The sequence below is a fragment of the Azospirillum melinis genome (genome assembly GCF_013340935.1).
GTDB classification, from domain to species: Bacteria; Pseudomonadota; Alphaproteobacteria; order Azospirillales; family Azospirillaceae; genus Azospirillum; species Azospirillum melinis.
Map to the genome: position 1 here is coordinate 33,785 of NZ_WHOS01000003.1, position 26,552 is coordinate 60,336.

Genomic DNA, 26,552 nt, shown 5'->3' on the forward strand with positions numbered 1-26,552 from the left:
CGGCCTTGGACCCGCCGAAGGCGGGGAGGGTGAGGGGTAGAGCAAAAATCCTGGACCGCATGGTTCCTTGGATCACCCCTCACCCTTCCCATGCTGCGCATGGGCCCCTTCCCTCTCGGGGCGGGAGAGGGAGCGATTGAGCGATCAGCCCACCATCCCCCGCAGCCTATACAGCTCCTCCAGCGCCTGCCGTGGCGTCAGGCTGTCCGGGTCGATCCCCGCCAGAGCCTCTTCCACCGGCGACGGCCCCGCAGGCGTCGCTGCCACCGCCGCTTCGGCCTTCGGCGCCGGCCGCTTCAGCGCCGCGCTGAACAGCGGCAGATCCTCGGCCAGCCGGTGGATCGTCGCGTTCTGGTCGCCCGATTCCAGCAGCTTCAGCACCTCGTCGGCCCGCCCGACCACCGCCGGCGGCAGCCCGGCCAGCTTGGCGACGTGGATGCCATAGCTGCGGTCCGCCGCCCCCGCCGTCACCTCGTGAAGGAACACCACGTCGCCCTGCCATTCCTTGATGCGCATGGTGTGGCAGGACAGCGCCGGCAGCTTCGAGGCCAGCATGGTCAGCTCGTGATAGTGCGTGGCGAACAGCGCCCGGCAGCGGTTCACGTCGTGCAGATGCTCCACACAGGCCCAGGCGATGGACAGCCCGTCGAAGGTCGCCGTGCCGCGCCCGATCTCGTCGAGGATCACCAGCGCACGCGCCCCGGACTGGTTCAGGATCGCCGCCGTTTCCACCATCTCGACCATGAAGGTGGAGCGCCCGCGCGCCAGATCGTCGGCCGCACCCACGCGGCTGTAGAGCCGATCCACCACCCCGATATGGGCCTGCTCCGCCGGGACGAAGCCGCCCATCTGCGCCAGGATCGCGATCAGCGCGTTCTGCCGCAGGAAGGTCGACTTGCCGGCCATGTTCGGACCGGTCAGCAGCCACAGCCGGTTGTCCGGCGCCAGATCGCAGTCGTTCGCCACGAACGGCCCGCCATGGGCGGCGTCCAGCACCGCCTCCACCACCGGATGCCGCCCGCCTTTGATCGAGAAGGCGAGGCTGTCGTCCACCAGCGGCCGGCTGTAGCGCCGCTCCTCCGCCAGTTCGGCCAGCGAGGTGGCGACATCCAGCGCCGCCAGCGCATGCGCCGCCTGGGCGATGGCGTCGGCCTTGCCGGCGACCACCTCGACCAGCCCGGCGAACAGCTCCAGCTCCACCGCCAGCGCCCTGTCGGCGGCCTCCGAAATCCGCCGCTCCAGATCCGACAGCTCCACCGTGCCGAAGCGCACGGCGTTCGCCATGGTCTGGCGGTGCATGAACACCTCGCGGCCCCGGTCCGACATCAGCTTGTCGGCATGGGCGGCGGTGACCTCGATGTGATAGCCCAGCACATTGTTGTGCTTGACCTTCAGCGACGGCACCCCGGCGATCTCGGCATATTTCGTCTGGAGGCCGGCGATCAGCCGCCGGCTCTCGTCGCGCAGCGTCACCAGCTCGTCCAGCGCATAGCTGTAGTCGCGGGCGATGAAACCGCCGTCGCGGGCCAGCAGCGGCAGCTCCGGCGCCAGCGCCTGGGTCAGCTGGTCGACCAGTTCCGAATGCGCGCCCAGCCGCTTGTCCAGCGCCGCCAGCCCGTCCGGCAGCGGCATGGCGCCGGCCAGCAGTTCCCTGATCAGCCCGGCCTGCCGCAGCCCGTCGCGGATTGCCGCAAGATCGCGCGGTCCCCCGCGCCCCAGCGTCAGCCGCGACAGCGCCCGCTCCAGATCGGGGCAGCTCCGCAACGCCTGCCGCAGCTCGCCGCGCAGCCGCTCACCCGTCAGCGCGAATTCCACCATATCGAGCCGGCGGCCGATGGCGACCGGATCGGTCAGCGGTGAGGTGAGGTGGGCGCAGAGCAGCCGGGCGCCTGCCCCCGTCACCGTGCGGTCGATGGTGGCGAGCAGGCTGCCGCGCCGCTCCCCGTTCAGCGTCCGCGTCAGTTCCAGATTGCGTGCGGTGGAGGCGTCGATCTCCATCACCGCCCCCGGCCCCAGCCGGCGCGGCGGCGACAGCCGGGGCACGCGCCCCTTCTGCGTCAGCTCGACATAGCCGACCAGGGCGCCGGCCGCCGCGACCTCCGCCCGGCTGAAAGTGCCGAAGGCATCCAGCGTGCCGACGCCATACTGGGTCAGCAGGCGCTGCTTGCCGTTCTCGCTGTCGAAGCGCGGGGTGGGCTGGATGGTCAGCCGCGACTTCCATTCGCCCCACAGCTCGAACAGCTCCGGCGTCTGGCTCAGCTTCTCGGAGATCAGCACCTCCTGCGGGTCGAGCCGCCCCAGTGCCGCGCCAAGTCCTGTCCGCTCCACCGGCTGCACCACCAGCTCGCCGGTCGACATTTCCAGCCAGGCCAGCCCCAGCCCGCCGGCCGTCTCCGCCACCGCCGCCAGCCAGTTGGAGGAGCGGGCGTCGAGCAGGCTGTCCTCGGTCAGGGTGCCGGGGGTGACGATGCGGATGACGCCGCGCTTCACCACCGATTTGCCGCCGCGCTTCTTCGCCTCGGCCGGGTCTTCCATCTGTTCGCAGATGGCGACGCGGAAGCCCTGGCGGATCAGGCGCTGCAGGTAATTCTCGTGGCTGTGCACTGGCACGCCGCACATCGGGATGTCTTCGCCCAGATGCTGGCCGCGCTTGGTCAGCGCGATGTCGAGCGCCGCCGCGGCATTGACCGCATCCTCGAAGAACATCTCGTAGAAGTCGCCCATCCGGTAGAACAGCAGGCAATCGGGATGCGCCTGCTTGATCTCCAGATACTGCGCCATCATCGGCGTGGCGTCGGGCGGGATGACGATTTCTGCGATGTCGGACACGGGAACCACGGAGCCTTGGGTGGGTGTTGTATCGGATGCGCACCCTATCACGGGATATGCAGCCGCGGGATAGGCGGGATGGCCGGGCGTGGGACAATGGCACGTGGGACAATAGGGCGCGCACGGACGACTCGGGTCCACGTTCCTGTTGCGGTTGACGGGCGCGCGCCGCCGGTCGCTACAATAGGGAAAGCTGAAAAATAGGGAGACGGCCATCATGACGCAATCGACCGGGCAGACCGTGCCTGCCGCCACACCTGCCGCCACACCTGCCGAGGTGCGGGAGGTCGTTGCCCTCTTCGCCACCCGCGCCGCGTTCGACCGCGCGGTGGAGGCTCTGCTGGCGGCCGGCTTCGACCGCGCCGACCTGTCGGTCCTGGCCAGCCACACCTCGCTGGAGGCCGCCGACCCGAAATACCGGCCGCGCGACGAGGCGCTGACCGGTCTGGTGGGGGAGCTGAAATACGCCTTCCCCCTGACCACCGCCGGCCTGATCGCCATCGTCGGCGGCCCTATCGAGGCGGCGCTGGCGGCGCTGGTCGCGGCCGGTGTCGGCGGCGTGGCGATCAAGGACTATCTGGACGAGCTGACCAGCCATCCCAAGCCCGACGAGTTCTCCCGCGCGCTGGAGGCCGGCGGCATCATCCTGTGGGTGCGGGTGGAGACGGCGGAGCGCGAGGCGCAGGCCTCCGCCCTGTTGGATCGTGAAGGCGGCGGCAACGTGCATGTGAGCGTGCGCGACGCGTGACGGAACCGGAACGGGCGGGCAGGGAGGCGGGCAGGCTGCGTCGGGCGAGCGGAGTCAGGCGGTGAGGTTCATCACGGCGCCGCGCTTGGCGTCCTGCCCCGTCAGCTTCCGCTTCAGCTCCTCGGCGATTTCCTTCTCGACCGCCTCCCGCTTTTCCGACGGCATCGATTTGAGGTCTTCCTCCGTCATCTTGTGACGGGCGAGCCAGTCGTCGCGGATCCGCTCGGCCGGCGTCTTCTTCGATTCCTTCAGGAAGGCGTTGACCGCGTCGGTGTCGGTGGTGGGCCCGGCACTGCTGCCCCAGCCCTTGCGGGCGGCCGCCGTCTGCGACTGGGTGTAGAGGGAGTTCGAGTAGCCGCTGTAGCCATTGACTTGCATCGCGGTGGTCCCGCTGTCGGTTGCGCCGCCGCCGGACAGCAACTGCCGGCAGTGCGGAACGCGATGCAATTTCAACGCCGAGCGGGAAGCCTTTCCATTTCAGGGACTTGAGGGATCTGCCGGGGCGGCGGAGGCTGCCGGCGGGCAAGTTCTGCCGGCCCATTCCTGCCGGACCCGACCCTTCCTGTCACGCCGCAGCGGCCTGCCGGCGTTTCGGGGCGGCGACCATCCGCAGGCCGTGCGCCCGGTACTGCGCCTGGACGATGGACGCCCAACCCATGCGGATCAGCGTCAGCTTCACCCCATCCGACAGGTCGTCGCCGGTGACGAGGTCGGTCACCTGCCACATCAGCGTGTCGTCCACCGAGCGCGGGAACATCGCCGCCACCCGCAGCAGCCGCGCCATCAGCGCCGCCACCGTCTGCCGACCCAGCCCGCGTTCGGCCAGCGCCAACGCGTCGTTCAGCGCCGCCAGCTCCCGCCGTCCCTTCAGCGATGTCTCCTTCGCCGATGTCTCCGCCGCGCGTCCCGTGCTCGTCCGGCCGGTCATGGCCCGTCTCCTGCGATACCGTCCATGGCGACCAGTCTGGCCCCGCAACCGGGGAGGCGCTGTGACGGCCGTCACAACCGGGGTCACATGCAGGGGCCGGGACCCTGGTTTTCCAGTGCGGGCGTGCTACCTGAAGGCTTTACCGCTATAGTGCGACCGTTGCGGCCATCCGGATCGCCTGCACGCCGCTTTAGAAGCCGAGGTTTTTCCCGACCGATGCTGTCCCGCTCCAAGGCGTTGCCCCCGCCAGAGTCGCCCGCGCCCGCCATCCCGAACAAGCGCGCCATCATCTCCCGCCGCAAGCTGTCGGGGGAGCTTGAGGATCTGGTCGCCGAGCACGGCACCGGGGACAAGCTGCGCCCGGCGCTGATCGCCTGCCTGCGCAAGGCGCTGGCCGAGGGCAGGGCGGAGGTGCGGCGGCGCTTCGACGCCGGCGGATCGGGCGAGCAGTGCGTGCGGGAGAACTGCTACCTCGCCGACCGGGTGGTCGGCACGCTGGCCGACTTCACCGTCCGCTTCATCTTCCCCACCGCCAACCCGACCTCCGGCGAGGTGTTCGACGTGGCGGCCACCGGCGGCTACGGCCGCGGAGAGCTGGCGCCCTTCTCCGACATCGACCTGCTGTTCCTGCTGCCCTACAAGCGCACGCCGCGGGTGGAGCAGGTGGTCGAATACATGCTCTACATCCTGTGGGATCTGGGGTTGAAGGTCGGCCATGCCGTGCGCAGCGTCGACGACTGCATCCGCCAGTCCAAGGCCGACGTCACCATCCGCACGGCGATCCTAGAATCCCGCTATCTCTGGGGTCCGGGCAAGCTGTTCGCCGAGCTGCGCAAGCGCTACGACAAGGAGGTCGTTGCCGGCACCGGCCCCGAATTCGTCGAGGCCAAGCTGGCCGAGCGCGACAACCGCCACCTGAAGATGGGCGACAGCCGCTATGTGCTGGAACCCAACCTGAAGGACGGCAAGGGCGGCCTGCGCGATCTCCAGACCCTGTTCTGGATCGCCAAGTATCTCTACCGGGTCGAAGGCGTGGACGAGCTGGTCGGCAAGCATGTGCTGACGCCGGAGGAGGCGCAGCGCTTCGCCAAGGCGCAGAACTTCCTGTGGACCGCGCGCTGCCACCTGCATTACCTGACCGGCCGGCTGGAAGACCGCCTGACCTTCGATGTCCAGACCAGCATCGGCGCCGCCATGGGCTACACCGACCATGCCGGCACCAAGGGCGTCGAGCGCTTCATGAAGCATTACTTCCTGGTCGCCAAGGATGTCGGCGACCTGACGCGCATCTTCTGCGCCGCACTCGAAGCGGAATCGAAGCGTCCGCCCAAGTTCAACCTGCTGCGTCTGGCCTCGGTGGCGCGGCGCAAGGACGTGGACGGCTTCATCGTCGATGGCGAGCGGCTGAACGCCCGCAGCGACAAGCAGTTCAAGGAACAGCCGATCGACATGATCCGGCTGTTCCACACCGCGCAGATGAACGACATCGACATCCACCCGGCGGCGCTGCGGTCAATCACCCGGTCGCTGTCGGCCATCGGGCCGAAGCTGCGCAACGATCCGGATGCCAACCGGCTCTTCCTCGATATCCTGACCGGACCGAAGGACCCGGAGATCACGCTGCGCCGCATGAACGAGGCGGGCGTGATGGCCCGCTTCATCCCCGACTTCGGCCGGGTCGTCGCGCAGATGCAGTATGACATGTACCATGTCTACACGGTGGACGAGCACACGCTGTTCGCGCTCGGTATCCTGCACAAGATCGCGTCGGGCGAGCATGCCGACGAGCTGCCGCTGTCGACCGAGGTGATTCACAAGGTCGTCTCGAAGCGGGCGCTCTATGTCGCCGTCCTGCTGCACGACATCGCCAAGGGCCGCGGCGGCGACCATTCCGTTCTGGGCGCCCGCGTCGCCGAGAAGCTCTGCCCGCGGCTCGGCCTGACGGCGGAGGAGACGGAGACGGTGGCGTGGCTGGTGCGCTGGCACCTCGCCATGTCGCACACCGCCTTCAAGCGCGACCTGGAGGACGACAAGACCGTCCGCGACTTCGTGGCGCTGGTCCAGTCGCCGGAACGCCTGCGCCTGCTGCTGGTGCTGACGGTGGCCGACATCCGCGCCGTCGGCCCGCAGCGCTGGAACAACTGGAAGGCCACGCTTCTCCGCGAACTCTACAATCGTTCCGAAGAGCTGATGTCCGGCGGCATGACGGTGGAGGGCCGCGGCCGGCGCATCCAGGCCGCCCAGGCCGCACTCCGCGCCGAGCTGACCGACTTCGACGACGCGGCCTTCGACCATCACAAGGGCCTCGGCTACCCCGGCTACTGGCTGGCCTTCGACACCGACACGCTGGCCCATCAGGCCCGCATCGTCCGCGAGGCGGAGCGGGCGCAGCGCCCGCTGACGGTGGAGACGCGCGTCGACCGCGGCCGGGCGGTGACGGAGGTGACGATCTACGCCACCGACCACAGCGGCCTGTTCTCCCGCCTCGCCGGGGCGTTGGCCGCCTGCGGCGCCGACATCGTCGATGCCCGCATCTTCACCATGACCAACGGCATGGCGCTCGACGTCTTCTCGGTGCAGGACGCCGCCGGCGGCGGGGCCTTCGAGAGCGGCGACAAGCTCGCCAAGCTGTCGGTGATGATCGAGAAGGTGCTGTCGGGCCAGCTGAAGCCGCTGAACGAGCTGTCGACCCGCCGCACGCCCCATGCCAGCCGCACCCGCGTCTTCCATGTGCCGCCGCGCGTGCTGATCGACAACAACGCTTCCACCACCCACACAGTGATCGAGGTGAACGGCCGCGACCGTCCCGGCCTGCTCTACGACCTGACCCGTGCTTTGTCGAACCTGACCCTGCAGATCAGCTCCGCCAAGGTCTCGACCTTCGGCGAGAAGGCCATCGACGTCTTCTATGTGAAGGACGTCTTCGGCCTGAAGGTGACCCACGACGGCAAGCTGGCGAAGATCAAGGAACGCCTGCTGAGCGCGCTGGACGACCCCACCGGCGACGCCCCCCCGCCGACGACGGTGAAGCGGACGCGGACGAAGGTGACGGGGGCGTAGAATGCACCCTCTCCCGCCCCGGGAGAGGGGAGGGGTCCAAGCAAAGCTTGGGAGGGGTGAGGGGTGCGTCAAGGATCGAAAAATCCATGTCCGCATTGCCCCTCACCCTCCCGCCTCCGGCGGGTCCCTCCCTCTCCCGGGGCGGGAGAGGGGATCGCTTGCTTCGCCCCCTCAGGGCGCCATGAAAACGCTGGCGTGCTTGCCGGCCTCGCCGCTGCCCAGATCCTTGGCGATCACCGCCACGTCGGTCGACCCCGACTTCACCGCCGCCGCCGGCACCTTCACGAACACCCGGAAGGTTGCCACCGAGTCCGCCTCCGCGGTCAGCGTCAGGCTGCCGCCGCTGCCCGCATCCTCATCGCCGGCCACCGACAGGTGCGCGTCGCGCAGCCCCTCGAAGGTCACCGCATAGCTGCGGGCGATGTGCGTCTTGTTCAGCACCTTGATGGTGTAGGCGTTCTGCACCGACCCGTCGGACAGCGTCACGAACAGCGGCGCCCGGTCGCGCAGCACGCTGACGTCCAGCGTCGGCCGCAGCATCAGCGCGATGCCCATGGCGCACAGCACGATCAGCATGATCAGCGAGTAGATCACCGTGCGCGGCCGCACCAGCTTCACCCGTTCCGGCTTGCCGTCGATCTTGGCGATCTGGTTCGACTGGGTGTCGAAGCGCACGAGGTCGATCGGTCGGCCGATCTGCCGCATCACGTCGTTGCAGGCATCGACGCACAGGCCGCAGCCGATGCAGGAGATCTGCTGGCCCTCGCGGATGTCGGTGCCGGTCGGGCAGACATGGACGCACTGCTTGCAGTCGATGCAGTCGCCAAGGCCCGCCGCCTGCCGGTCGTCCCAGCTCTGCGACTTGCGCAGCGGTGCCCGGCCTTCGCCGCGCCAGTCCTCGTAGGTGACCAGGAAGGTGTCCTCGTCCACCATCGCCGACTGGAAGCTGCGCCACGGGCAGACATAGATGCAGATCTGCTCGCGCGCCCAGCCGGCGAAGAAATACGTCGTGAAGCTGAACAGCGCGATGAAGGTCGCTACCCCGCTGGTGATCTGCCCATGCAGCAGCTCGCCCATCAGCGTCGGCGCGTCGTTGAAATAGAACACCCAGGCCCCGCCGGTCAGCAGCGAGATGGCGACCCACGCCGCATGCTTGGCGGTCTTGCGCGCCAGCTTGGCCCCGGTCATCGGTGCCTTGTCCAGCCGGATGCGGGTGGTGCGCGGGCCTTCGATCCTGCGCTCCACCCACATGAACAGGTCGGTCCACACCGTCTGCGGGCAGGCATAGCCGCACCAGATGCGCCCGGCCAGCGTGGTGGCGAAGAAGATGCCGAAGGCGCCGAGGATCAGCAGGCCGGTCAGGTAATAGACCTCCTGCGGCCAGATCTCGATCCACAGGAAATAGGCGCGGCGTCCGACCATGTCGATCAGCACCGCCTGGTCCGGGATGCCCGGCCCGCGTTCCCAGCGAAGCCACGGCGTGATGTAGTAGACCGCCAGCAGGACGATCAGCACCGCCCATTTCAGCTGCCGGAAGCGCCCCTTCACATCGGCGGCATAGACCTTGGGCCGGTCGATGAACCAGTGGCGTCCCGGCTCCTCATGCGGCTCGGCGTGGGCTTTCGCAGCGTGCCTGCCGGCGGGGTCGGGGCGGCGGGTGAGGGTGGTGTCTTCTTGGCGAAGGGACATGGCTTCTTTCCTCGGCCGTCAGCGGCGCGGGTGGCGTCAGCGTCGTCCCTTCTCCATAAGACTTCCGTCATGGAGCCGCATTGCGCAATGTCAATCCGGCCCGCTTAATCCATCCCTTCCTTACACCGTCTGCCCGCGCAGTTCCGCCAGCCCGTCGTGATAGGCGCGGTCGAACAGCGCCTCCAGCCGGGCGTCGGTGCCGCGCAGGCCGGCGACCACAGCATGGGCCCATTCGAAATACTCGACCTTGCGCGACAGCGGCCAGTCGGCGGGCGGGCTGTGCGCCATCGAGCGCAGGTTCGACACCTTGTCGGCCAGCTTCACCAGCTTCGCGCGGGTCGAGGCATGGGGCGCGGCATCGATCTGGTGCTGCTTGCGCTCGGCCTTCGACATGCGCTTGTCGTCGGTGGTCTCGGCGACGACCTGCACCACCTCGGTGCCGAACAGCTGCTCGATCTCCTCATAGCTGGCGTCGGTGTCCTCCAGCGTGTCGTGCAGCAGCGCGGCGATCACCACCACCGGGTCCTTGCCGGCCGTCGCCTCCGCCACCAGCAGGGCCACCTCCGACAGGTGGTTGACGTAAGGCTCGGCGCGCACGCCCTTGCGACGCTGGTCGATGTGCTTGTGCGCGGCGAAATCCAGCGCGCGGGCGAAATCGAGGAGGGGGGCGCCCGGCAAGGAGGAATTTGGCAGGGAGGCGTTTGGCAGGCTCATGCTGTTCTCTCGGCTGGGGCATTGCATTATTCTCCGCCCCGGGGACCCCGATGCCGAAGGACTGCGCCCATGTTCACGTCATTCTTCTTCGATCTGCGCAAGGCCGGCGTGCCCGTCTCGCTGACGGAGTACCTGACGCTCATGGAGGCCATGAAGCAGGGCACCGCGTCCTTCCGCGTCGAGGATTTCTATTATCTCAGTCGTGCATGCTTGGTTAAGGACGAACGCAACCTCGACCGCTTCGACCGCGTCTTCGGCGCCACCTTCAAGGGCCTGACCGACGACACCCCGGCCGCCGACGAGGTCCCCGTCACCGACCTGCCGGAGGAGTGGCTGCGCAAGCTGGCCGAACGCTTCCTGACCGACGAGGAGAAGGCGCAGGTCCAGGCTCTCGGCGGCTGGGACAAGCTGATGGAGACTCTGGCCCAGCGTCTGGCCGAGCAGAAGGGCCGGCACCAGGGCGGTTCGAAATGGATCGGCACCGCCGGCACCTCACCGTTCGGCGCCTACGGCTACAACCCGGAGGGCGTGCGCATCGGCCAGCACGAGAGTCGCCACCGCCGCGCCGTCAAGGTCTGGGACCGCCGCGAGTTCAAGAACCTGGACGACCGGGTGGAGATCGGCACCCGCAACATCAAGGTGGCGCTGCGCCGCCTGCGCAGGTTCGCCCGCAGCGGTGCGGCCAGCGAACTGGACCTGCCCGGTACCATCCGCGCCACCGCCAACAACGCCGGCTGGCTCGACCTGAAGATGGTGCCGGAGCGGCACAACACGATCAAGGTGCTGCTGTTCCTCGACATCGGCGGCTCGATGGACGACCACATCCGCCTTGTCGAGGAGTTGTTCTCCGCCGCCCGCAGCGAGTTCAAGCATCTGGAGCACTTCTACTTCCACAACTGCGTCTATGAGGGCGTCTGGCGCGACAACGCGCGCCGCCACACCGAGCGTCTGTCCACCTGGGACGTGCTGCACACCTATCCCGCCGACTACAAGCTGGTCTTCGTCGGCGACGCCGCCATGAGCCCCTACGAGATCGTCTATCCCGGCGGCAGCGTCGAGCATTGGAACGAGGAGGCCGGGCAGGTGTGGATGCAGCGCCTGCTGTCGGTCTACGCCAAGGCGGTGTGGCTGAACCCGACCTCGCCGCAATATTGGGATTATTCGGAAAGCACCCGCCTGCTCCAGCGCCTGATGGGAGGCCGAATGTTCCCACTGACGCTGGAGGGGCTGGACGGGGCTATGCGGGAGTTGGGGAGGTAGGGAAATATTGTTCGGTATTATTTAGCTCTCTAACGATTGGCGTAAACTTCGCTTTACATACGGTAGTATGTGCGTCGCCAAATTGAAGTTAATGAATCATAAATGTTGGAAATTTTAACTTCTGCTCGGCATTATGTTAGGCGTCGTGTGTCGGTACACTGAGAGGCATTATGATTGATAGCGTGAGAAAAGTAATTGCGGTCTTGGAAAGAAAATCAAGAACGCCCGACGAAGATACTTTACTTCGAGAGTTGCGAGAAATTTTGACAAAAATGCCAATGAATCGTGGAGGGACGATTTTGGGGGAAAGCGGAATGGTGAGAAGGACGTCAAGTTTTAATCCCACGGAAGGCGCGTGCCCGACCTGTGGAAGAAGATAAAGCCAATCAATTTTAGGTGGTGATAATCATGGCTTCTGACGAATTAGTGACCGGAAGTGAGAAGACGAATCCTGTGCCGGTCACTGATTCGTCAGATTCTGAGCAGCGAGTGTCATCTAAAAAGGTCAGAGGGGCTTTCTATGTTTGTAGAAACCCTGATGATAAGCGCGATATTTGCTTTCAAAGAAGTGCGCAATTTGATGGTGATATCCCAGATGATCAAGATGAGTTAAGAAATTCAATTGAAAGCACTTTGACAGTAATGAAGATTATATTTTCCGATAACGACGAAAAATTTGAGGAATATTTTCGCTCACTTTTATCTCTCGCTCAAGCAGGTTTGGTTGGCGACGCGCCGCAAACAAAAATATCTGCGCGCGCTCTTATTGGATTGCGGAATGATATCGTAGTGAGGGAGTCGGAATTCATTCGCAATCGATATTTGAAAAGCCTTGGTATTATAGGGGTGGTTCTGTTCTCAGTAATCGCCATGGTAGAAATTTACGTTATTAGATTGTATTTTTTAGACGCCAGAGGTTATGGGGTAATTTGGTGTGGTAGCATTATTGGGGTGTGGCTTTCGTTTAGTGCGAAGAGAATAAAAATATCTTTCGATGATCTGAGTTTTCTTGAGCAGAGTGGGTGGAACCCCTTTAATAGGTTAATTTTCGTTGGACTGCTTGCGGTCTCCTTTGGGATTCTGCTTTCTTTGCAGATATTAGACGTTCAGCTTGGCAGCATTAAAGCAAGTTCTTTCAAAGATAATATTGAAGCTGCAGTCATTATCGGAATTCTTGGTGGTTTCAGCGAGAAGGCATTGCCACTCAGAATAACTGAACAAGCAAGTAAAATGTTTGGAAGTGCGTAGAGTTGCCAAAATGCAGTATCGAACCAGATATTGAGCCAAATTCACGTCGTTCGTAACTTATCCAGCGCCCGTATCACCGCTTTAATTCATGCGCGATCACGGCCAGATAGGCCGTGATCGCCGCGTCCGGCTTGCTGTGGCGTTGCTCCCAGTCGCGTAGGCCGGCGATAGGGAAGCCGCAGCATTCGGCTGTCGCCCGGTTCGGCTGCATGGAATGCTATCAAGCACACTTCGGAAACTTGGCAAGACCGATCAGCCTGCGGCAATGTTGAGCTACGTACCGCCAGCCATCATCGTCGCGATAATCCTGTGCGGCAACTCGCTGCATTCAGCCTGCTACTGGCAGAAACCCGGACGCCGCGCCGGACTCACCCCACCACCCGCCGATACAGGTGCCACGTCGCGTGCCCCAGCACCGGCATGACGATCGCCAGCCCGACGAAGGCCGGCAGGCACCCGATCGCCAGCATCGCCACCACGATCACGCCCCAAAGCATCATCGGGCCGGGGTTCGCCATCACCGCGCGCACCGAGGTCTGCATCGCGATGATCCAGTCCACCTCGCGATCCAGCATCATCGGGAAGGACACCACGCTCAGCGCCAGGGTCGCCAGTGCGAAGAACAGGCCGACGGCGTTGCCCAGCACGATCATCTGCCAGCCTTCCGGCGTGGTGAACAGCAGATGGACGAAGGCGCCGACGCTTCCAGGCTCCAGCCGGCCCAGCGTGTGGTCGTAGACGATCTGCGCCGCTCCCAGCCACAGCACATAGAGCGTCAGCATCAGCAGCCCCAGCGCCGCGATCGACCAGATCGCCCGCGACCGGAAGACATCCAGCGCGTTGACCCAGGAAACCGGCTGTCCGCGTTCCCGCCGCCGGCTCAGTTCGTAGATGCCGACGGCGGCGAGTGGACCGACGAAAGCGAGACCGGCGACCAGCGGGTAGAACAGCGGCAGCAACTCGCCGCCATAGGCGATGCGCGCCGCGACCAGCCCGACGAGCGGATAGATGATGCCCAGGAACAGCAACTGCGTCGGTGCCGCGAGGAAGTCGCGCCATCCCAATGCCAGCGCCTCGCCCAGGCTGAGGGTGTCGATGGAACGGATACGGACATCCTTGGGCACCACCAGCATGTCTGTCAGCGGCGCCTTATGCTCGGGCATGTACCAGCGGTTCGCCATGGCGGAACTCCTCCCTCTTCCTTGACCGGCCCGGTGGGGGCGTGGACGGGCAGTCGGTGGTGTCGCGAGGGCGGCTCGATCCGGCAGACGGGCGGGGCGGCGTGAGACTGTGCCGCCCAGGCGGGGACGGGTATCGGACCGCGGTCCGGCAGAGGATACACCCGCTGCCGAAATCGGGCGCGGCGAATGATGGGTATACATACATTTTCAGGGAATGAGTCCGCGCAGACCTTCGGACCGAGAAGCCAACAGGATGATGGCTTTTAAACCTATCATTGCCGCGGGACTACGCTTGTTTTAGGATTAATAACCCATATCTCCAAGGAGACGCCCCATGCCCGACTGCCTGTCCCCCGCCAACCACCCCGCCGACCACTTCCCCCGCTGGGCCGAGGAGCCGCCGGTTCCGCCCGAAGGCTCGCTCGTTCCCGGTTCGCGCTTCCACGAGGAACAGTGGGTGATGGCCGCCGGCATGCTGGCGCGCGGCGCGTCCTTCCAGCAGGTCGCCCGCGCCATGGGGTGCAGCCGCACCACGTTGTGGCGGGCCTATTACGGGTCGCAGGCGTTCCGCCATCGCGTCTGGTGGGAGCGGCAGGCGCTGAACCGCGAGTCGGAGCTTCGGCTCGGCTCGCTGCGCGCCCTGGTGACCGAGCAGATCGAGCGGCTGGTCTCATCCGGCGATCCCTCCACCGTGCGCTGGCTGGCCGAGCGGCTCGGCCTGTTCAAGGACTTCGACGATCTCGCCGCCAGTCCCGCCGCCGCCGAACCCGCCGCCCCGCTGCCCGGCCTCGACGACGACAGCATCCCCGGCGCGATCCGCGAGCACACCCCGCCCGACCCCAAGGTGATCGCCGCCATCATCGCCCGGCCGGAGGCGGAGGGGCCGAAGGGCGTCTATCCCTGGACCGTCAACCCCGACGATCCCTATCCCAACCTCGGCTCGGCCCTGGAGCGCCAGGGCGGGGAGGGGGCGTTCCCCCGCCGCCGCTGAGCGGATGCGACAGTGGAACGCCGCCTGGAAAGCGGTTCACGGCGTTTCACACGTTCCATCCGCTCCAGACCATAGCGCCGCTACCCCGCCCCAAACCGCCGCCTCACACCGCCGCCTGTTCGATCAGCCGGTTCGCCAGCGTCACCTTCTGCGCCAGCGTCGTCGCCAGGATGCGGTGCAGGACCAGCGCCAGTTCCGGATCCTCGCGCTCCAGCCGGGCGAGCGTCGCCGCGGTCAGCCGGTGGATGGTGGCGGTTGTTTCCACCACCACGTCGGCGCCGCGGGTCTGGCCCAGCAGCAGGGCGATCTCGCCGACCACCGCCCCGGCGGTCATGGTGCGCAGGCGCAGGCTCCGGCCGTCGGGCAGGGCGATCTGCACCTTCACCCGGCCGCGCCCGATGATGAAGACGTCGCTGGCCGTCTCGCCGGCGCGGATCAGCACCTCGTCCGGCTCCAGATGCAGGGTGTCCAGCGCCGCCACCGCGTCGGCCAGCCGCGGGTGCGGGCCGGTCATCGCCTCCAGATGGCGCAGCAGCGGCGCGTCCGCCCCGCCGCCCGAGCCGCCGTCCTCGGCCAGCAGCGCCTCCTCGCAGGATTCCAGCGCATGGTCGAGGTCGGGCGCGCGGCGCAGCACCGGGTCGCGGTCGGGGTCCAGGCCGCAGTTGCGGAAGGCATCCTCCACCGCGTCGGGCAGGGCGCTCAGCACCAGCGTGGCGCCGGCCGCCTCGATCAAGTTGCGGATGCGGCGGAACACCCCGGCGGCGGCCGAATCCATGCCCTTGATGTGGCGGAAGTCGATGATCAGGAACCGCAGCGGCTGCGCTCCCGCATCTCCGCCCGCCTGTACGCCCGCCCGCTCCAGCCGGTCGCGCACCGGGCCGACGATCTGCTCGGCGGTGCCGAAGAACAGATAGCCCTGCACCTGCATCGCCTCGATGGCCGCGCCGGCTGCGGTCAAATGCAGGCTGGCCGCCGGGCTGCGGTCGACCCGGCTGCGCAGCTCCGCCCCGCTGTGCCGGCCGCGGATCACCGGCAGCCGGGAATAGCTGTAGACGAACATCGCCAGCGACACCGCCAGACCCAGCGCCAGACCCTCCATGAAGCCGATCCCGGCAATCGCCAGAACCACGGCCAGCACGATCAGCCACTCCGTCCGCGGCAGCCGGCGGCGTGCCTCGATCAGCCACTCCTGCAACAGCTCGACGCCGAGGAACAGGATCAGCCCGGCGGTCAGGAACACCGGGGTCACCGACACCAGCCACCCGGCAACGAACAGCCCGCCCAGGATCACCGCCGCGGTCGCCAGCCCGGCGCCGCGCCCCCTGGCGCCCATCCGCCCGGCCAGCAGGGTCATGCCAAGCCCGACATAGCCGGACGGCCCGCCCAGCGCGCCCGCCAACAGGTTGGCCGCCCCGGTGCTGCGCAGCTCGGCGTCGGCGTCGATGTCGCGGCCCTGCGCCAACTCGATCCCGCTGACATTCAGCAGAAGGCCCAGCATGCCCAGCACAGCGACCGAGACCATCGCCGGCAGCGCCGCCGCCACCCGGCCCCAATCGGCCAGCGCCAGCACCTCCGTCGGCACCGGCAGGCTGAAACCGTCTCCTCCTGCCACACCCGGCAGCCAGCCCCAGCCGCGCGCCTGCTCCGCCGTCACCCCCAGCAGGGGCAGCCCGGCATGGAAGGCCAGCGCCGCCGTCAGCAGGACCAGCGGCATGGCGAAGGGGCTGGCGCTGCGCCGCATCACCAGCACCAGCAGCCCGGCCAGCCCGACCGCTGCCGCCGCGGTGACCGCCACCATCGGCGCCGCCAGCCCGGCGATTCCGGCGCCCAGCCCATGCCGCCCGCTGACCATCGCCAGCGCACCTTCCACCAGCAGCCAGCCCGACCCGGCGAGGAAGCCGGCCACCACCGGATAGGGAAAGAACCGCACCAGCCGCCCCAGCCGAAGCCGCCCCACCATCCAGAACAGCAGCCCGGTCACCAGCGTGCTGCCGCCCAGGATGGCGAAGGCGGTGGCGATCCTCACCCCCTCCGGCGCGCCCTCCAGCCCGGCCGCCATGGTCGCGACGGTGGAGGCCAGGATGGCGACGCCGGTCTCCTGCACCAGCGCCACGGAGTTCGGCTGCGTGCTGCGCAGGGCGACCAGCAGCGCCAGGATGGCGGCGCTCAGCAGCACCACGCCGACCCCGGCGCCCAGCCCGGCCGCCAGCGGCCCGGTGAACAGCAGCGCGGCAATCGCCAGCCCGTTGCCCAGATTGTCGATGCCCGCGATCAGCCCGATCATCGCCGATGCGATCGGGCTCCGGCCGGGATGCGCAGAGTGGCCGGTGGAAGGCTTCCGAATGGGGGCGTCGCTCATGATGTCGCGTTCGGTCCGGCTGATCGGGCGGTTCTTGTGCAAAGGCCTGCGTCACGGCGGCGGACCGCCGTCACCCGTGCAGCAGTGACCGGAATCCTGCTGCCCAGGCAAGCAATAAGCGGTGATGAATTGTGCTGCGCCACCATGCATTGCGCCAGCCGGTTCGTCCCCTGCGGATCGATGGTGCTCCGGCCCGGCCAGGAGCGGGCACGGCAACATATGTTGATGCGTGTGATTGCGTTGCAAAGATCAATTATCAGGAATCATATCTCTCGATATAGGACGTTATCGAGGGAGCATTTCATGAAGCATGCATATTTGCTGGGCTTGCTGATGCCTCTGGCGCTGGGCGCCGCAACGGGCGCGCTGGCTGCCACCGCCGCCAAGGACGCAACGAAGGATGTCGGGGAGCCGGCCGGCGAAGCCATCGGCAATCCGCCGTTGCTGACCAATTCCGAATCGCCGCGCGTCGGCTCTCTCCTGATGCGCCAGCCGCAGGCGACCGCCCGCCCGCACACTGGGCAGGCGCGCAATTACGACCTGTTCGTGTCCTTCACCGACGGCTATATCCGCAACCCCGCCCAGGGCCGTCCCGACGCGGTGCGGCTGCGCAGCTACCGCGGCACCGACGTCGATCCCAACCATCCCTATGTCGCGCCGACCATCGAAGCGACGCCGGGCGACACGGTGCGCATCAAGCTGCACAACGAGCTGCCGGCCGATCCGAACTGCACCAGTCAGGCGCCGGCGGACATCAACACCCCGCACTGCTTCAACGGCACCAACCTGCACAGCCACGGCGTCTGGGTCAGCCCGACCGGCAACAGCGACAACGTCCTGATCTCGCTCAATCCGGGCGTCGATTTCGAATATGAGTACAACATCCCGGCCGACCATCCGGCCGGCACCTTCTGGTATCACCCGCACCGCCACGGCTCGACCGCCCTCCAGGTCGGCAGCGGCATGGCCGGCGCGCTGATCATCCGCGGCGACCGCCCGCCGACGCGCGAGGCCAACGGCGATCTCGACACCCTGCTGACCAGCCCCAAGGGCGTGGCGATGACCGACCGGGTCCTGCTGTTCGAGCAGATCCCCTACGCCTGCACCAAGGACGGCAAGCTGAAGACCAATGCCGACGGCTCCATCGACTGGAGCTGCGCGCCGGGCGAGGTCGGCGAGGTCGTGTCCTACGATCAGTTCGGTCCGGGCACCTGGGAGCAGTCCGGGCGCTTCACCACCGTCAACGGCCGCGTCCGTCCGATGTTCGCCAACGCCAGGACCGGCGAGCCGGAGCGCTGGCGCCTGATCCATGGTGGCGTCCGCTCGCCCATCACGGTGGAGTTCCGCAAGCTGGATCCGACAGGCTTCTTCCAGAGCGAAAAGACCCTGTCGGCCGCCGGCCAGGACCGCTTCGCCAAGGAACGCTGCGTCGGGCAGCCTGTGCCCTATATCCTGGCGGCCTCCGACGGCCTGACCATGGAGGAAGGGCAGGTGCGCACCAGCGTGCCGATGCAGCCGGGCTACCGCGACGACCTGCTGGTCAACTTCCCCGAACCAGGCATCTACTGCGTCATCAACAAGCCGTCCGCCGCCAACGCCAGCCCGGACCAGACCGCCACCTCCACCGGTGTGCTCGGCTTCGTCCGGGTCAAGGGCGACCGCGTGGTCAAGGATCCGGTGAAGGAGACCATACGCCGGCTGACGGTCAACGCGACGAAATACGCGCCGTCGGTCGCCAAGGAGGTCATCGACGGGCTGACTGCCCGCTGCTTCGGCAAGACAATGGCCGACACCCCCTATTGCCCGCGTTTCAGCAAATTCACCGCCCACCGGCCGATCACCGAGCATGAGGTGATGCACCAGCCCAAGCAGGAGCTGACCTTCTTCATCAACCTGCCGCCGGAAGGGGGCAAGCGCACTAACGCGCTGTTCCAGGTCGCCGACAGCTTCGAGGTGGTGGAGAATCCCGACGGCACCTATGGCCCGAAGGGGGCCGCCGCCTACCGGCCGAACGTGGACAACCGGCCGGTGGTCCTGGGTACCGCCCAGCAGTGGGAGCTGGCCTCCTACTTCGTCAGCCATCCCTTCCACATCCACGTCAACCCGTTCCAGATCGTCTCGGTCATCGGTCCGGACGGCCGCGATGTCAGCGAGCCCGGTTCCGGCGACCCGGACTATGCCGGCATGAAGGGCGTGTGGAAGGACACCATCTGGGTGAAGAGCGACAACAACAACGCGCTGACCTCCGCCGAGCCGCCGAAGGGCGTCTACAAGGTGACCGTCCGCACCCGCTACGAGCGCTTCATCGGCGAGTATGTGCTGCACTGCCACATCCTCGACCATGAGGACCAGGGCATGATGCAGAATGTCAGCATTGGCGTGCCCGATGGCCGCGGCGGCGTCGCCGGGGCGCATCACTGACCGGACGCGCGCACTCCCCGCTTCCGCAAAGCCGGGAGCGGGGAGTGCGCCGCACCGAATGCTGCGATCCGTCGCTGCCTCCAACCATTGAAAAAGGCCCCTGTTTGCGTCTACGGTCGCGCGTCCCCTTGGAGTGAGTGCATGCGCGATATCACCCCCGTCACGGTCGCACGCGGCGACGGCATCGGCTCGGAGATCATGGATGCCGTGCTTTATGTGATGAATGCGGCCGGCGCGCGGCTGAAGGTGGAAGAGGTCCCGGCAGGCGAGGCCGTCTACAAGCGGGGTCATCCCGGCGGGCTGGATGCCGCCGGCTGGGGATCGATCCGCCGCACGCGGGTCTTCCTGAAGGGGCCGATCACCATGCCCCAGGGATACGGCAACAAGTCGTTGAACGTCGTCGCCCGCACCACGCTGGGCCTGTTCGCCAATGTCCGCCCCTGCGTCTCCTACCACCCCTATGTGCGGACCCGGCATCCGCGCATGGACGTGGTCATCATCCGCGAGAACGAGGAAGACCTCTACGCCGGCATCGAGCATCGCCAGACCGACGACGTGATCCAGTCGGTCAAGCTGATCTCGCGTCCGGGGTCGGAGCGCATCGTCCGCTACGCCTTCGACTTCGCCCGCTCCAACCACCGACAAAAGGTGACGGCCTTCGTCAAGGACAACGTCATGAAGATGACGGACGGGCTGTTCCTGAAGATTTTCTACGAAATCGCCGCCGATTATCCGGAGATCAAGGCCGACCACATGATCGTCGACATCGGCGCCGCCCGTCTGGCCGACCAGCCGGAGCGCTTCGACGTCATCGTCACCCTGAACCTCTACGGCGATATCGTTTCCGACATCGCCGCCCAGTTGACCGGCTCGGTCGGGCTGGCCGGTTCCGCCAACATCGGCGAGACCTGCGCCATGTTCGAGGCGATCCACGGCTCGGCCCCGATGATCGCCGGGCAGGGCATCGCCAACCCCTCCGGCCTGCTGATGGCCGCCGTGATGATGCTGGTCCATATCGGCCAGGGCGACATCGCCGCGCGCATCCACAATGCGTGGCTGAAGACCATCGAGGACGGCATCCACACCGCCGACATCTACGCCCGCGGGCTGGGCCGTGTCCGTGCCGGTACCGCCGCTTTCGCCGAAGCGGTGGTGGAGCGGCTGGGCCAGACCCCGGTCACCATGCCGCCGGTGGGCTACTCCACCGCAAGGCCGGCCTATGACGGCATCAACCGGCTTTCCCCGCGCGTCCGCGCGCTGAAGGAACTGGTCGGGGTCGACATCTTCCTGCAATGGTCCGGCGGGTTGCCCGACGACCTGGCGGAACTGGTGCTGCCTCTGTCGACCGATGCGCTGAAGCTGACCAGCATCTCCAACCGCTCGCAGCGGGTCTGGCCGGACGGCAATGCCGACGTGTTCTGCACCGACCATTGGCGCTGCCGCTTCCTGGCGCAGCACGGCCCGGTGCAGCATGGCGCCATCGTCGAACTGCTGGGCCGGCTGGCCGCGGCCGGGATCGACTTCACCCAGACCGAGAATCTCAGCAATTTCGACGGCAAGGCCGGCTTCTCCTCGCCGGGCCAGTGATCCGATGGGCGGAGTGGGAATAAACCGGCGGGGCTGGGCGTCATGACTGACGACGACGCCATCCCCGGACCCGACATGAGCCCGCCCGACATCGACGACCGCGCCATCGCCGCGCATGTGCCGCGGCTCCGGCGCTATGCCACCGCTTTGGTGGGCAACCGGCCGGACGCCGACGATCTGGTGCAGGACTGCGTGGAGAAGGCGCTGGCCAACCGCCATGCGCTGCGGGACCCGTCGAAGCTCGGCGGCTGGCTGATGACCATCCTGCACAACCTGCACATCTCCAGCCAGCGCGGCCGGCGACGGCGCGGGGCGGAGGTGCCGGTGGAGGATCTGGCCGACGATCTGGCGCTGAGCGCCCCGCCGGCCGACCGCGGGGCGGTGCGCGACTTCGTCCGCGCCTTCGCCCAGCTGACCGACGAACACCGCACCATCCTGCTGCTGACGGGAATGGAGGGGCTGTCCTACCGCGAGGTGGCGGAGGTCTTGGAGTTGCCGATCGGGACGGTGATGTCGCGGCTGGCCCGGGCGCGCGAAAAATTGAGGGTCCTGCTGGACGGTGGAACCCAGCAGGTCGTCAGGAGGATCAAGTGATGAGCGGCATCAGCAATCCCGTGACCGAAGCCGAGCTGCATGCCTGGCTGGACGGCGAATTGCCGGAGGAACGGCTGGCCGCTGTCGAACGCCACCTCGCCGACAATCCGGAGGTCGCCCAGCGCTTCGAACGCTACCGTGCCCAGCGCTCCCTATTGGGGCAGAGCTTCGGTCCGCTGATCGACCAGCCTTTGCCCGACCGCCTGACCCCGCCCTTTACCGCCCGCGACCATTCCGAAAAGCCGCTCCCTTCCCGTGGCCGTGCTGTCTGGTGGGGAACGGCGATTGCCGCCTCCCTTCTGGTGTTCGTCGCCGGCGGGGCCAGCGGCTGGCTGATGCGCGACCGCATTGGCATGCGGGCCGAACCACCGACTGCCGCCTTCATCGCCGATGCGGTCGCCGCCCACCGCGTCTTCTCCGTCGAGGTCCGCCATCCGGTCGAGATCGGCGTCGATGAGGAAGCGCATCTGGTCAACTGGCTGTCCAAGCGGTTGGGCAAGAATATGCGTTGCCCAAAAGTCACACGAGGAGGTTACCAACTGATCGGCGGCCGGCTTTTGGCCGATTCTGCTGGACCTGTTGCAATGTACATGTACGAGGATGCGGCTGGGCGTCGCATCACGTTGTATATTCGCCCCTCTCCCAACACCTCCGGTTCAGCGTTCCGGTTCGCCCAGGATGGTGGCGTCCGCGCTTTGTATTGGCAGGACAATGGGTTGGCGCTGGCCGTCGCCGGAGAGGCCGATCGGGATACCCTGTCCGGCGTCGCCGAGGAGGTCTATGGCGCGTTGAATTCGTGAGTCTACCCACGGACTTATCAACAGGAATGTTGCCGCGCCCCCCTATCGTCCGCTGCCGTCATCTGGTAGCTTCCTCACCGGCTGGCACAAAATGTTGCGGCTTATGGAAAACGGCACTAGACCGTGACCTGTTTGCCACAGCATAACCGGACACCGGATCGGGAGTACTCGGGGATGAGTTGGACGGACGAGCGGATACAACAGCTCAAGGATCTCTGGTCCCAGGGTTTGAGCGCGAGCGAGATCGCCGACATTCTGGGAGACATCACCCGCAACGCGGTCATCGGCAAGGCTCATCGCCTGGGATTGTCGGGCCGGCCGTCGCCAATCAAGAAGAAGCCGACCCGCGGCGCCACCATCCTCGCTCTGACGGAGCGGATGTGCAAATGGCCGGTCGGCGACCCCAAGCACCAGGATTTCCATTTCTGTGGCAAGACCGCCCTGGCGGGCATGCCCTATTGCGCGGAGCACGCCGCCTTGGCCTATCAGCCGGCGTCGGGCAGCAAGAAGCGTGAGGAAGACCGCAACGTCGGCGCCGCCTGACAGCTCGGCAAGATACCCAACAAAAAAGCCCGCTCTCGGGGGAGAGACGGGCTTTTTTGTTGGGTGATTTGTAGGGCCGACTGGTTGCGCGGGGAGAAGCCCTATCGGCCCTCCACCGCATCGCGCAGCATCAGAACCATCCCCTTATGGCCGGCGACCAGCATCGCCGCCCCGGCCGGCCGATCCGGTCCCTCGACCGACCACAGCGTGTCGCCGACGAACACTCGGCCCTGTCCGTTGACGATCGGCTCGCTCAGTGTCACCGCACGGCCGACCAGCTGACCGGCGCGGTCGTTGATCCGGGCGGCATCGCTTTCCGACGACGCATTGCGGCGGCGCGCATGGATCATCGCGACGGCAACGGCAGCCCCGGCGGCGATTGTGAAGAATCCGGCCTCGTTGACCAGCCCCCAGTCATGCCAGAGCGCGGTGACCAACCCGGTCAGCATCGCCGCGCCGCCGAACCAGATCAGGAACAGGCCGGGGATCACCAGCTCGGCCGCGATCAGCACGGCACCCAACGCTCCCCAAAGCAGAGGCGACATCCGTCACTCCCCATCCGCAGCGGGTGCGGTCGGCGGCACCGACCAGGGATTGCGCTTGGCGGCGGCGGAAGGCTCCGGCGGTCTCGGTGGGGTCGCGTCGCGCAGCAGCTCGCCCAGACCCGAGAGGGCACCCGCCACACCGGCCAGTTCCACCGGCAGGATCATCGTCTTCTGGTTGGGAGAGGCGGCAAAGGCCTTCAGCGCCTCCATGTATTTCTGACCGAGGAAGTAGCCCAGCGCCTGGTTCGAACCCTGCGCCACCGCTTCCGACACCAGCCGCGTCGCCTTGGCTTCGGCCTCCGCCAGCCGTTCGCGTGCCTCCGCCTCCAGCTTGGCGGCTTCCAGCTTGCCCTGGGCGATCCGGATCTGGCTTTCCTTCTCGGCGTCCGCCTCCAGAATCTGGGCGCGGCGAAGGCGTTCGGCCTTCAACTGCCGGCCCATCGCCTGAACGATGTCGTCGGGCGGGGTGATGTCGCGCAACTCGATGCGGGTCACCCGCACACCCCAGGAGGCGGTCGCCTCATCCACCGCACGCAGCAGGTTGGCATTGATCGCCTCGCGCTGGCTCAGCAGCTCGTCGAGGTCCATTGAGCCCATCACCGTCCGGGTGGTGGTCATCGCCAGCGTCTGGATCGCCCGCTGCAGGTCGTTGACCTCGTAGGTCGCCTTCATCGGGTCCAGCACCTGGAAGTACAGCACCCCGTCTGCCGTCACCGCGGCATTGTCCTTGGTGATGACGCTCTGCGACGGCACGTCCACCACGGTCTCCCGCATGTCCACCTTGGCCCGGATCGAGCTGATGACCGGGAAGATCACATTGAAACCGGGGTGCAGAGTCTCCTGATAGCGACCCAGCCGCTCGACGATGAAGTTGAAGCCCTGAGGGACCGTGCGGACGCTCGTGATCGCCAGAATGACGACCAGCACGAACGCCGCAATGACCAGAATGCCGAGTTCCATCAATCGCCGCTCCTGACATGGACGGGCGCCGTCGCAGACGCCTTCACCCCTATCATGAGCCAATTCGGAGAGGGTGCAAATGCCGCCCCCGTCGCAACAGCGTGCCTCAATAATCCTGAGTGTCGTGCTTCAGCCGGACCAACTCGCCGTTCAACAGCGACAGCATCAGCTGCACCACCATTTCATGGACGATCACGGTGTGGTGGTTGCCGGTCTCCTGCATCGCCTTGCGCAGCGATTCCCGCACCGCGGGCACGCCGGTTACATCGATCAGCACATCCAGACCATCGCCCAGTTCCGCCAGATCGTGGAAGTTGGTGGTGGTGTTCACGCCCCGCTGTTCGGCAAGGCGCATGCCCGGCGCCTCCGGATCGAGATCCGCCACGCCCAGCAGTTCGACGAAGGGAGCGGCCAGCAGCTTGCGCAGCAGCGGCGTTCCGGTCTCGCCGGCACCGATGACGGCGACGCGGAACAGATCGTTGGACATCGGGTTCGTTCCTTTTCAAATTCGGACAAAAAAAAGCGGGGAGCCAAAACTCCCCGCTCGAACCCTAGCCGAGCCGCGGTCCGGTTTGACCCGGACGCGGCGTCGCACCCTGTGAAGAAAGCGCCGGCTGAAGACGACGCCGGCCTTACGACCAGGCGGCCATCTTCTTTTCCAGGTTGTCCGACAGCTTGTCCAGGAACTGCTTCGTGGTCAGCCACGGCTGCTGCGGGCCGATCAGGATGGCGAGATCCTTGGTCATGAAGCCGGACTCGACGGTCTCGACGCAGACGCGCTCCAGCGTCTGGGCGAACTTGATCACGTCCGGGGTGTCGTCGAACTTGCCGCGATAGGCCAGGCCCTGGGTCCAGGCATAGATCGAGGCGATCGGGTTGGTCGAGGTTTCCTTGCCCTTCTGGTGCTCGCGGTAGTGGCGGGTCACCGTGCCGTGGGCAGCCTCGGCCTCGACGGTCTTGCCGTCCGGCGTGACCAGGACCGAGGTCATCAGGCCCAGCGAGCCGAAGCCCTGCGCCACGACGTCCGACTCCACGTCGCCGTCGTAGTTCTTACAGGCCCACACGAAACCGCCTTCCCACTTCAGGGCCGAAGCGACCATGTCGTCGATCAGGCGGTGCTCGTAGACCAGGCCCTTGGCCTTGAACTGGTCGGCATAGGTCTCGTCGAAGACCTTCTGGAAGATGTCCTTGAAGCGGCCATCATAGGCCTTCAGGATGGTGTTCTTCGTCGACAGGTAGACCGAGTAGCCGCGCTCCAGGCCGTACATGAAGCTGGAGTGGGCGAAGCCTTCGATCGAATCGTCGAGGTTGTACATGCCCATCGCCACGCCGGCGCTGGGGTAGTCGAACACCTCATGCTCGATCTGCTGGCTGCCGTCGGCCGCTTCCCACTTGATCGTCATCTTGCCCGGGCCGGGGACGACGAAGTCGGTGGCCTTGTACTGGTCGCCGAAGGCGTGACGGCCGATGATGATCGGCTTGGTCCAGCCCGGGACGTAGCGCGGAACGTTCGAGCAGACGATCGGCTCGCGGAAGACGGTGCCGCCCAGGATGTTGCGGATGGTGCCGTTCGGCGACTTCCACATCTTCTTGAGGTTGAACTCCGTCACCCGCGCTTCGTCCGGGGTGATGGTCGCGCACTTGACGCCGACGCCATATTGCTTGATGGCGTTCGCGGACTCGACGGTGACCTTGTCGTCGGTCTTGTCGCGGTTCTCGATGCCGAGGTCGTAATACTTCAGGTCGATGTCGAGGTAGGGCAGGATCAGCTTGTCTTTGATGAACTGCCAGATGATGCGCGTCATCTCGTCGCCGTCGAGTTCGACGACCGGATTGGCTACCTTGATCTTGGTCATGGGTGCGAGATCTCCCCGAACGGGTAAGGGCGTTGTCATTCCTTGGGAGCCGGGCGCGTCGTCCAGCGGGCGCTTGTTGCCGGGGAGCATGCCGCATGGGTGGCTCCCCGGTACCCCGGGCGGAAATCAATCGCGGTTATATAGCATCGCCCCGTGACGGAAAGGAAGGCGCGGCGGTGGCTCAGGCGTCGATGTCGCACGATTCCGCTTGCAACACGGCCCTGCGCCCGGCCATGATG

21 protein-coding genes are annotated in these 26,552 nt (G+C 66.4%); 10 read left to right on the forward strand and 11 right to left on the reverse strand.

Annotation, left to right across the window (positions count from 1 at the left end):
- Positions 1-144 precede the first annotated feature (144 nt).
- Positions 145-2,784, reverse strand: coding sequence for a DNA mismatch repair protein MutS (mutS, locus tag GBZ48_RS03400; protein ID WP_174469963.1), 2,640 nt, complete (start codon positions 2,782-2,784; stop codon positions 145-147).
- 262 nt (positions 2,785-3,046) lie between these two features.
- Between mutS and GBZ48_RS03405 the strand changes: the two genes are divergently transcribed.
- On the forward strand, positions 3,047-3,577 hold the full coding sequence (locus GBZ48_RS03405; RefSeq protein WP_174469736.1) for a hypothetical protein: 531 nt from the start codon (positions 3,047-3,049) through the stop codon (positions 3,575-3,577).
- A 54-nt stretch (positions 3,578-3,631) separates the two neighbouring features.
- Here GBZ48_RS03405 and GBZ48_RS03410 read toward each other — a convergent pair whose 3' ends face one another.
- Both GBZ48_RS03410 and GBZ48_RS03415 read right to left on the reverse strand, forming a co-directional pair.
- Positions 3,632-3,955 carry a hypothetical protein gene (locus GBZ48_RS03410; RefSeq protein WP_174469737.1) on the reverse strand — a complete coding sequence of 108 codons (324 nt, stop codon included), beginning with the start codon at positions 3,953-3,955 and terminating at the stop codon, positions 3,632-3,634.
- Positions 3,956-4,142: 187 nt separating this feature from the next.
- On the reverse strand, positions 4,143-4,505 hold the full coding sequence (locus tag GBZ48_RS03415) for a hypothetical protein (protein WP_174469738.1): 363 nt from the start codon (positions 4,503-4,505) through the stop codon (positions 4,143-4,145).
- Positions 4,506-4,721: 216 nt separating this feature from the next.
- Between GBZ48_RS03415 and GBZ48_RS03420 the strand changes: the two genes are divergently transcribed.
- Complete coding sequence (locus tag GBZ48_RS03420; RefSeq protein ID WP_174469739.1) at positions 4,722-7,565, forward strand: [protein-PII] uridylyltransferase; 2,844 nt, start codon at positions 4,722-4,724, stop codon at positions 7,563-7,565.
- A gap of 171 nt (positions 7,566-7,736) precedes the next feature.
- Here the strand turns inward: GBZ48_RS03420 and ccoG are convergent, their stop codons facing one another.
- Positions 7,737-9,254, reverse strand: a complete 1,518-nt coding sequence (gene ccoG / locus GBZ48_RS03425) for a cytochrome c oxidase accessory protein CcoG (RefSeq protein ID WP_174469740.1) — start codon at positions 9,252-9,254, stop codon at positions 7,737-7,739.
- Positions 9,255-9,374: 120 nt separating this feature from the next.
- On the reverse strand, positions 9,375-9,968 hold the full coding sequence (locus GBZ48_RS03430) for an HD domain-containing protein (protein WP_174469741.1): 594 nt from the start codon (positions 9,966-9,968) through the stop codon (positions 9,375-9,377).
- A 69-nt stretch (positions 9,969-10,037) separates the two neighbouring features.
- Here GBZ48_RS03430 and GBZ48_RS03435 point away from each other — a divergent pair, with 69 nt between their 5' ends.
- Positions 10,038-11,228, forward strand: coding sequence for a vWA domain-containing protein (locus GBZ48_RS03435; protein WP_174469742.1), 1,191 nt, complete (start codon positions 10,038-10,040; stop codon positions 11,226-11,228).
- A 408-nt stretch (positions 11,229-11,636) separates the two neighbouring features.
- Positions 11,637-12,476 (forward strand): hypothetical protein, encoded by an 840-nt coding sequence (locus GBZ48_RS03440; protein WP_174469743.1) that lies wholly within the window; start codon positions 11,637-11,639, stop codon positions 12,474-12,476.
- 368 nt (positions 12,477-12,844) lie between these two features.
- Here the strand turns inward: GBZ48_RS03440 and GBZ48_RS03445 are convergent, their stop codons facing one another.
- On the reverse strand, positions 12,845-13,657 hold the full coding sequence (locus GBZ48_RS03445; protein WP_246306956.1) for a DUF2189 domain-containing protein: 813 nt from the start codon (positions 13,655-13,657) through the stop codon (positions 12,845-12,847).
- Between the two features lie 334 nt (positions 13,658-13,991).
- Between GBZ48_RS03445 and GBZ48_RS03450 the strand changes: the two genes are divergently transcribed.
- Positions 13,992-14,648: a hypothetical protein gene (locus GBZ48_RS03450; protein WP_174469744.1), complete on the forward strand. Its 657-nt coding sequence runs from the start codon at positions 13,992-13,994 to the stop codon at positions 14,646-14,648.
- Positions 14,649-14,751: 103 nt separating this feature from the next.
- Here the strand turns inward: GBZ48_RS03450 and GBZ48_RS03455 are convergent, their stop codons facing one another.
- The gene (locus GBZ48_RS03455) at positions 14,752-16,932 is read right to left on the reverse strand and encodes an SLC26A/SulP transporter family protein (protein WP_174469745.1); all 2,181 of its coding nucleotides are present in this window, start codon (positions 16,930-16,932) and stop codon (positions 14,752-14,754) included.
- A gap of 378 nt (positions 16,933-17,310) precedes the next feature.
- Between GBZ48_RS03455 and GBZ48_RS03460 the strand changes: the two genes are divergently transcribed.
- The 5 genes from GBZ48_RS03460 (at position 17,311) to GBZ48_RS03480 (ending at position 22,952) form a co-directional block, all read left to right on the forward strand.
- Complete coding sequence (locus GBZ48_RS03460) at positions 17,311-19,428, forward strand: multicopper oxidase family protein (RefSeq protein ID WP_174469746.1); 2,118 nt, start codon at positions 17,311-17,313, stop codon at positions 19,426-19,428.
- 141 nt (positions 19,429-19,569) lie between these two features.
- Complete coding sequence (locus GBZ48_RS03465; RefSeq protein ID WP_174469747.1) at positions 19,570-21,015, forward strand: NADP-dependent isocitrate dehydrogenase; 1,446 nt, start codon at positions 19,570-19,572, stop codon at positions 21,013-21,015.
- 42 nt (positions 21,016-21,057) lie between these two features.
- Positions 21,058-21,609 (forward strand): RNA polymerase sigma factor, encoded by a 552-nt coding sequence (locus GBZ48_RS03470; protein ID WP_109047670.1) that lies wholly within the window; start codon positions 21,058-21,060, stop codon positions 21,607-21,609.
- Complete coding sequence (locus GBZ48_RS03475) at positions 21,609-22,409, forward strand: anti-sigma factor family protein (protein ID WP_174469748.1); 801 nt, start codon at positions 21,609-21,611, stop codon at positions 22,407-22,409. The genes GBZ48_RS03470 and GBZ48_RS03475 overlap by 1 nt, the downstream gene beginning before the upstream one ends.
- Positions 22,410-22,583: 174 nt before the next feature.
- On the forward strand, positions 22,584-22,952 hold the full coding sequence (locus GBZ48_RS03480; protein WP_098740035.1) for a GcrA family cell cycle regulator: 369 nt from the start codon (positions 22,584-22,586) through the stop codon (positions 22,950-22,952).
- Between the two features lie 101 nt (positions 22,953-23,053).
- Here the strand turns inward: GBZ48_RS03480 and GBZ48_RS03485 are convergent, their stop codons facing one another.
- The 4 genes from GBZ48_RS03485 to GBZ48_RS03500 all read right to left on the reverse strand — a co-directional run bounded on the left by GBZ48_RS03485 (position 23,054) and on the right by GBZ48_RS03500 (position 26,313).
- Positions 23,054-23,497, reverse strand: a complete 444-nt coding sequence (locus GBZ48_RS03485) for an NfeD family protein (protein ID WP_174469749.1) — start codon at positions 23,495-23,497, stop codon at positions 23,054-23,056.
- Positions 23,498-23,500: 3 nt separating this feature from the next.
- Positions 23,501-24,457, reverse strand: coding sequence for an SPFH domain-containing protein (locus GBZ48_RS03490; protein ID WP_174469750.1), 957 nt, complete (start codon positions 24,455-24,457; stop codon positions 23,501-23,503).
- A gap of 106 nt (positions 24,458-24,563) precedes the next feature.
- Complete coding sequence (locus GBZ48_RS03495; RefSeq protein WP_174469751.1) at positions 24,564-24,944, reverse strand: oxidoreductase; 381 nt, start codon at positions 24,942-24,944, stop codon at positions 24,564-24,566.
- 145 nt (positions 24,945-25,089) lie between these two features.
- The gene (locus GBZ48_RS03500; RefSeq protein ID WP_174469752.1) at positions 25,090-26,313 is read right to left on the reverse strand and encodes an NADP-dependent isocitrate dehydrogenase; all 1,224 of its coding nucleotides are present in this window, start codon (positions 26,311-26,313) and stop codon (positions 25,090-25,092) included.
- Between the last annotated feature and the right edge of the window lie 239 nt (positions 26,314-26,552).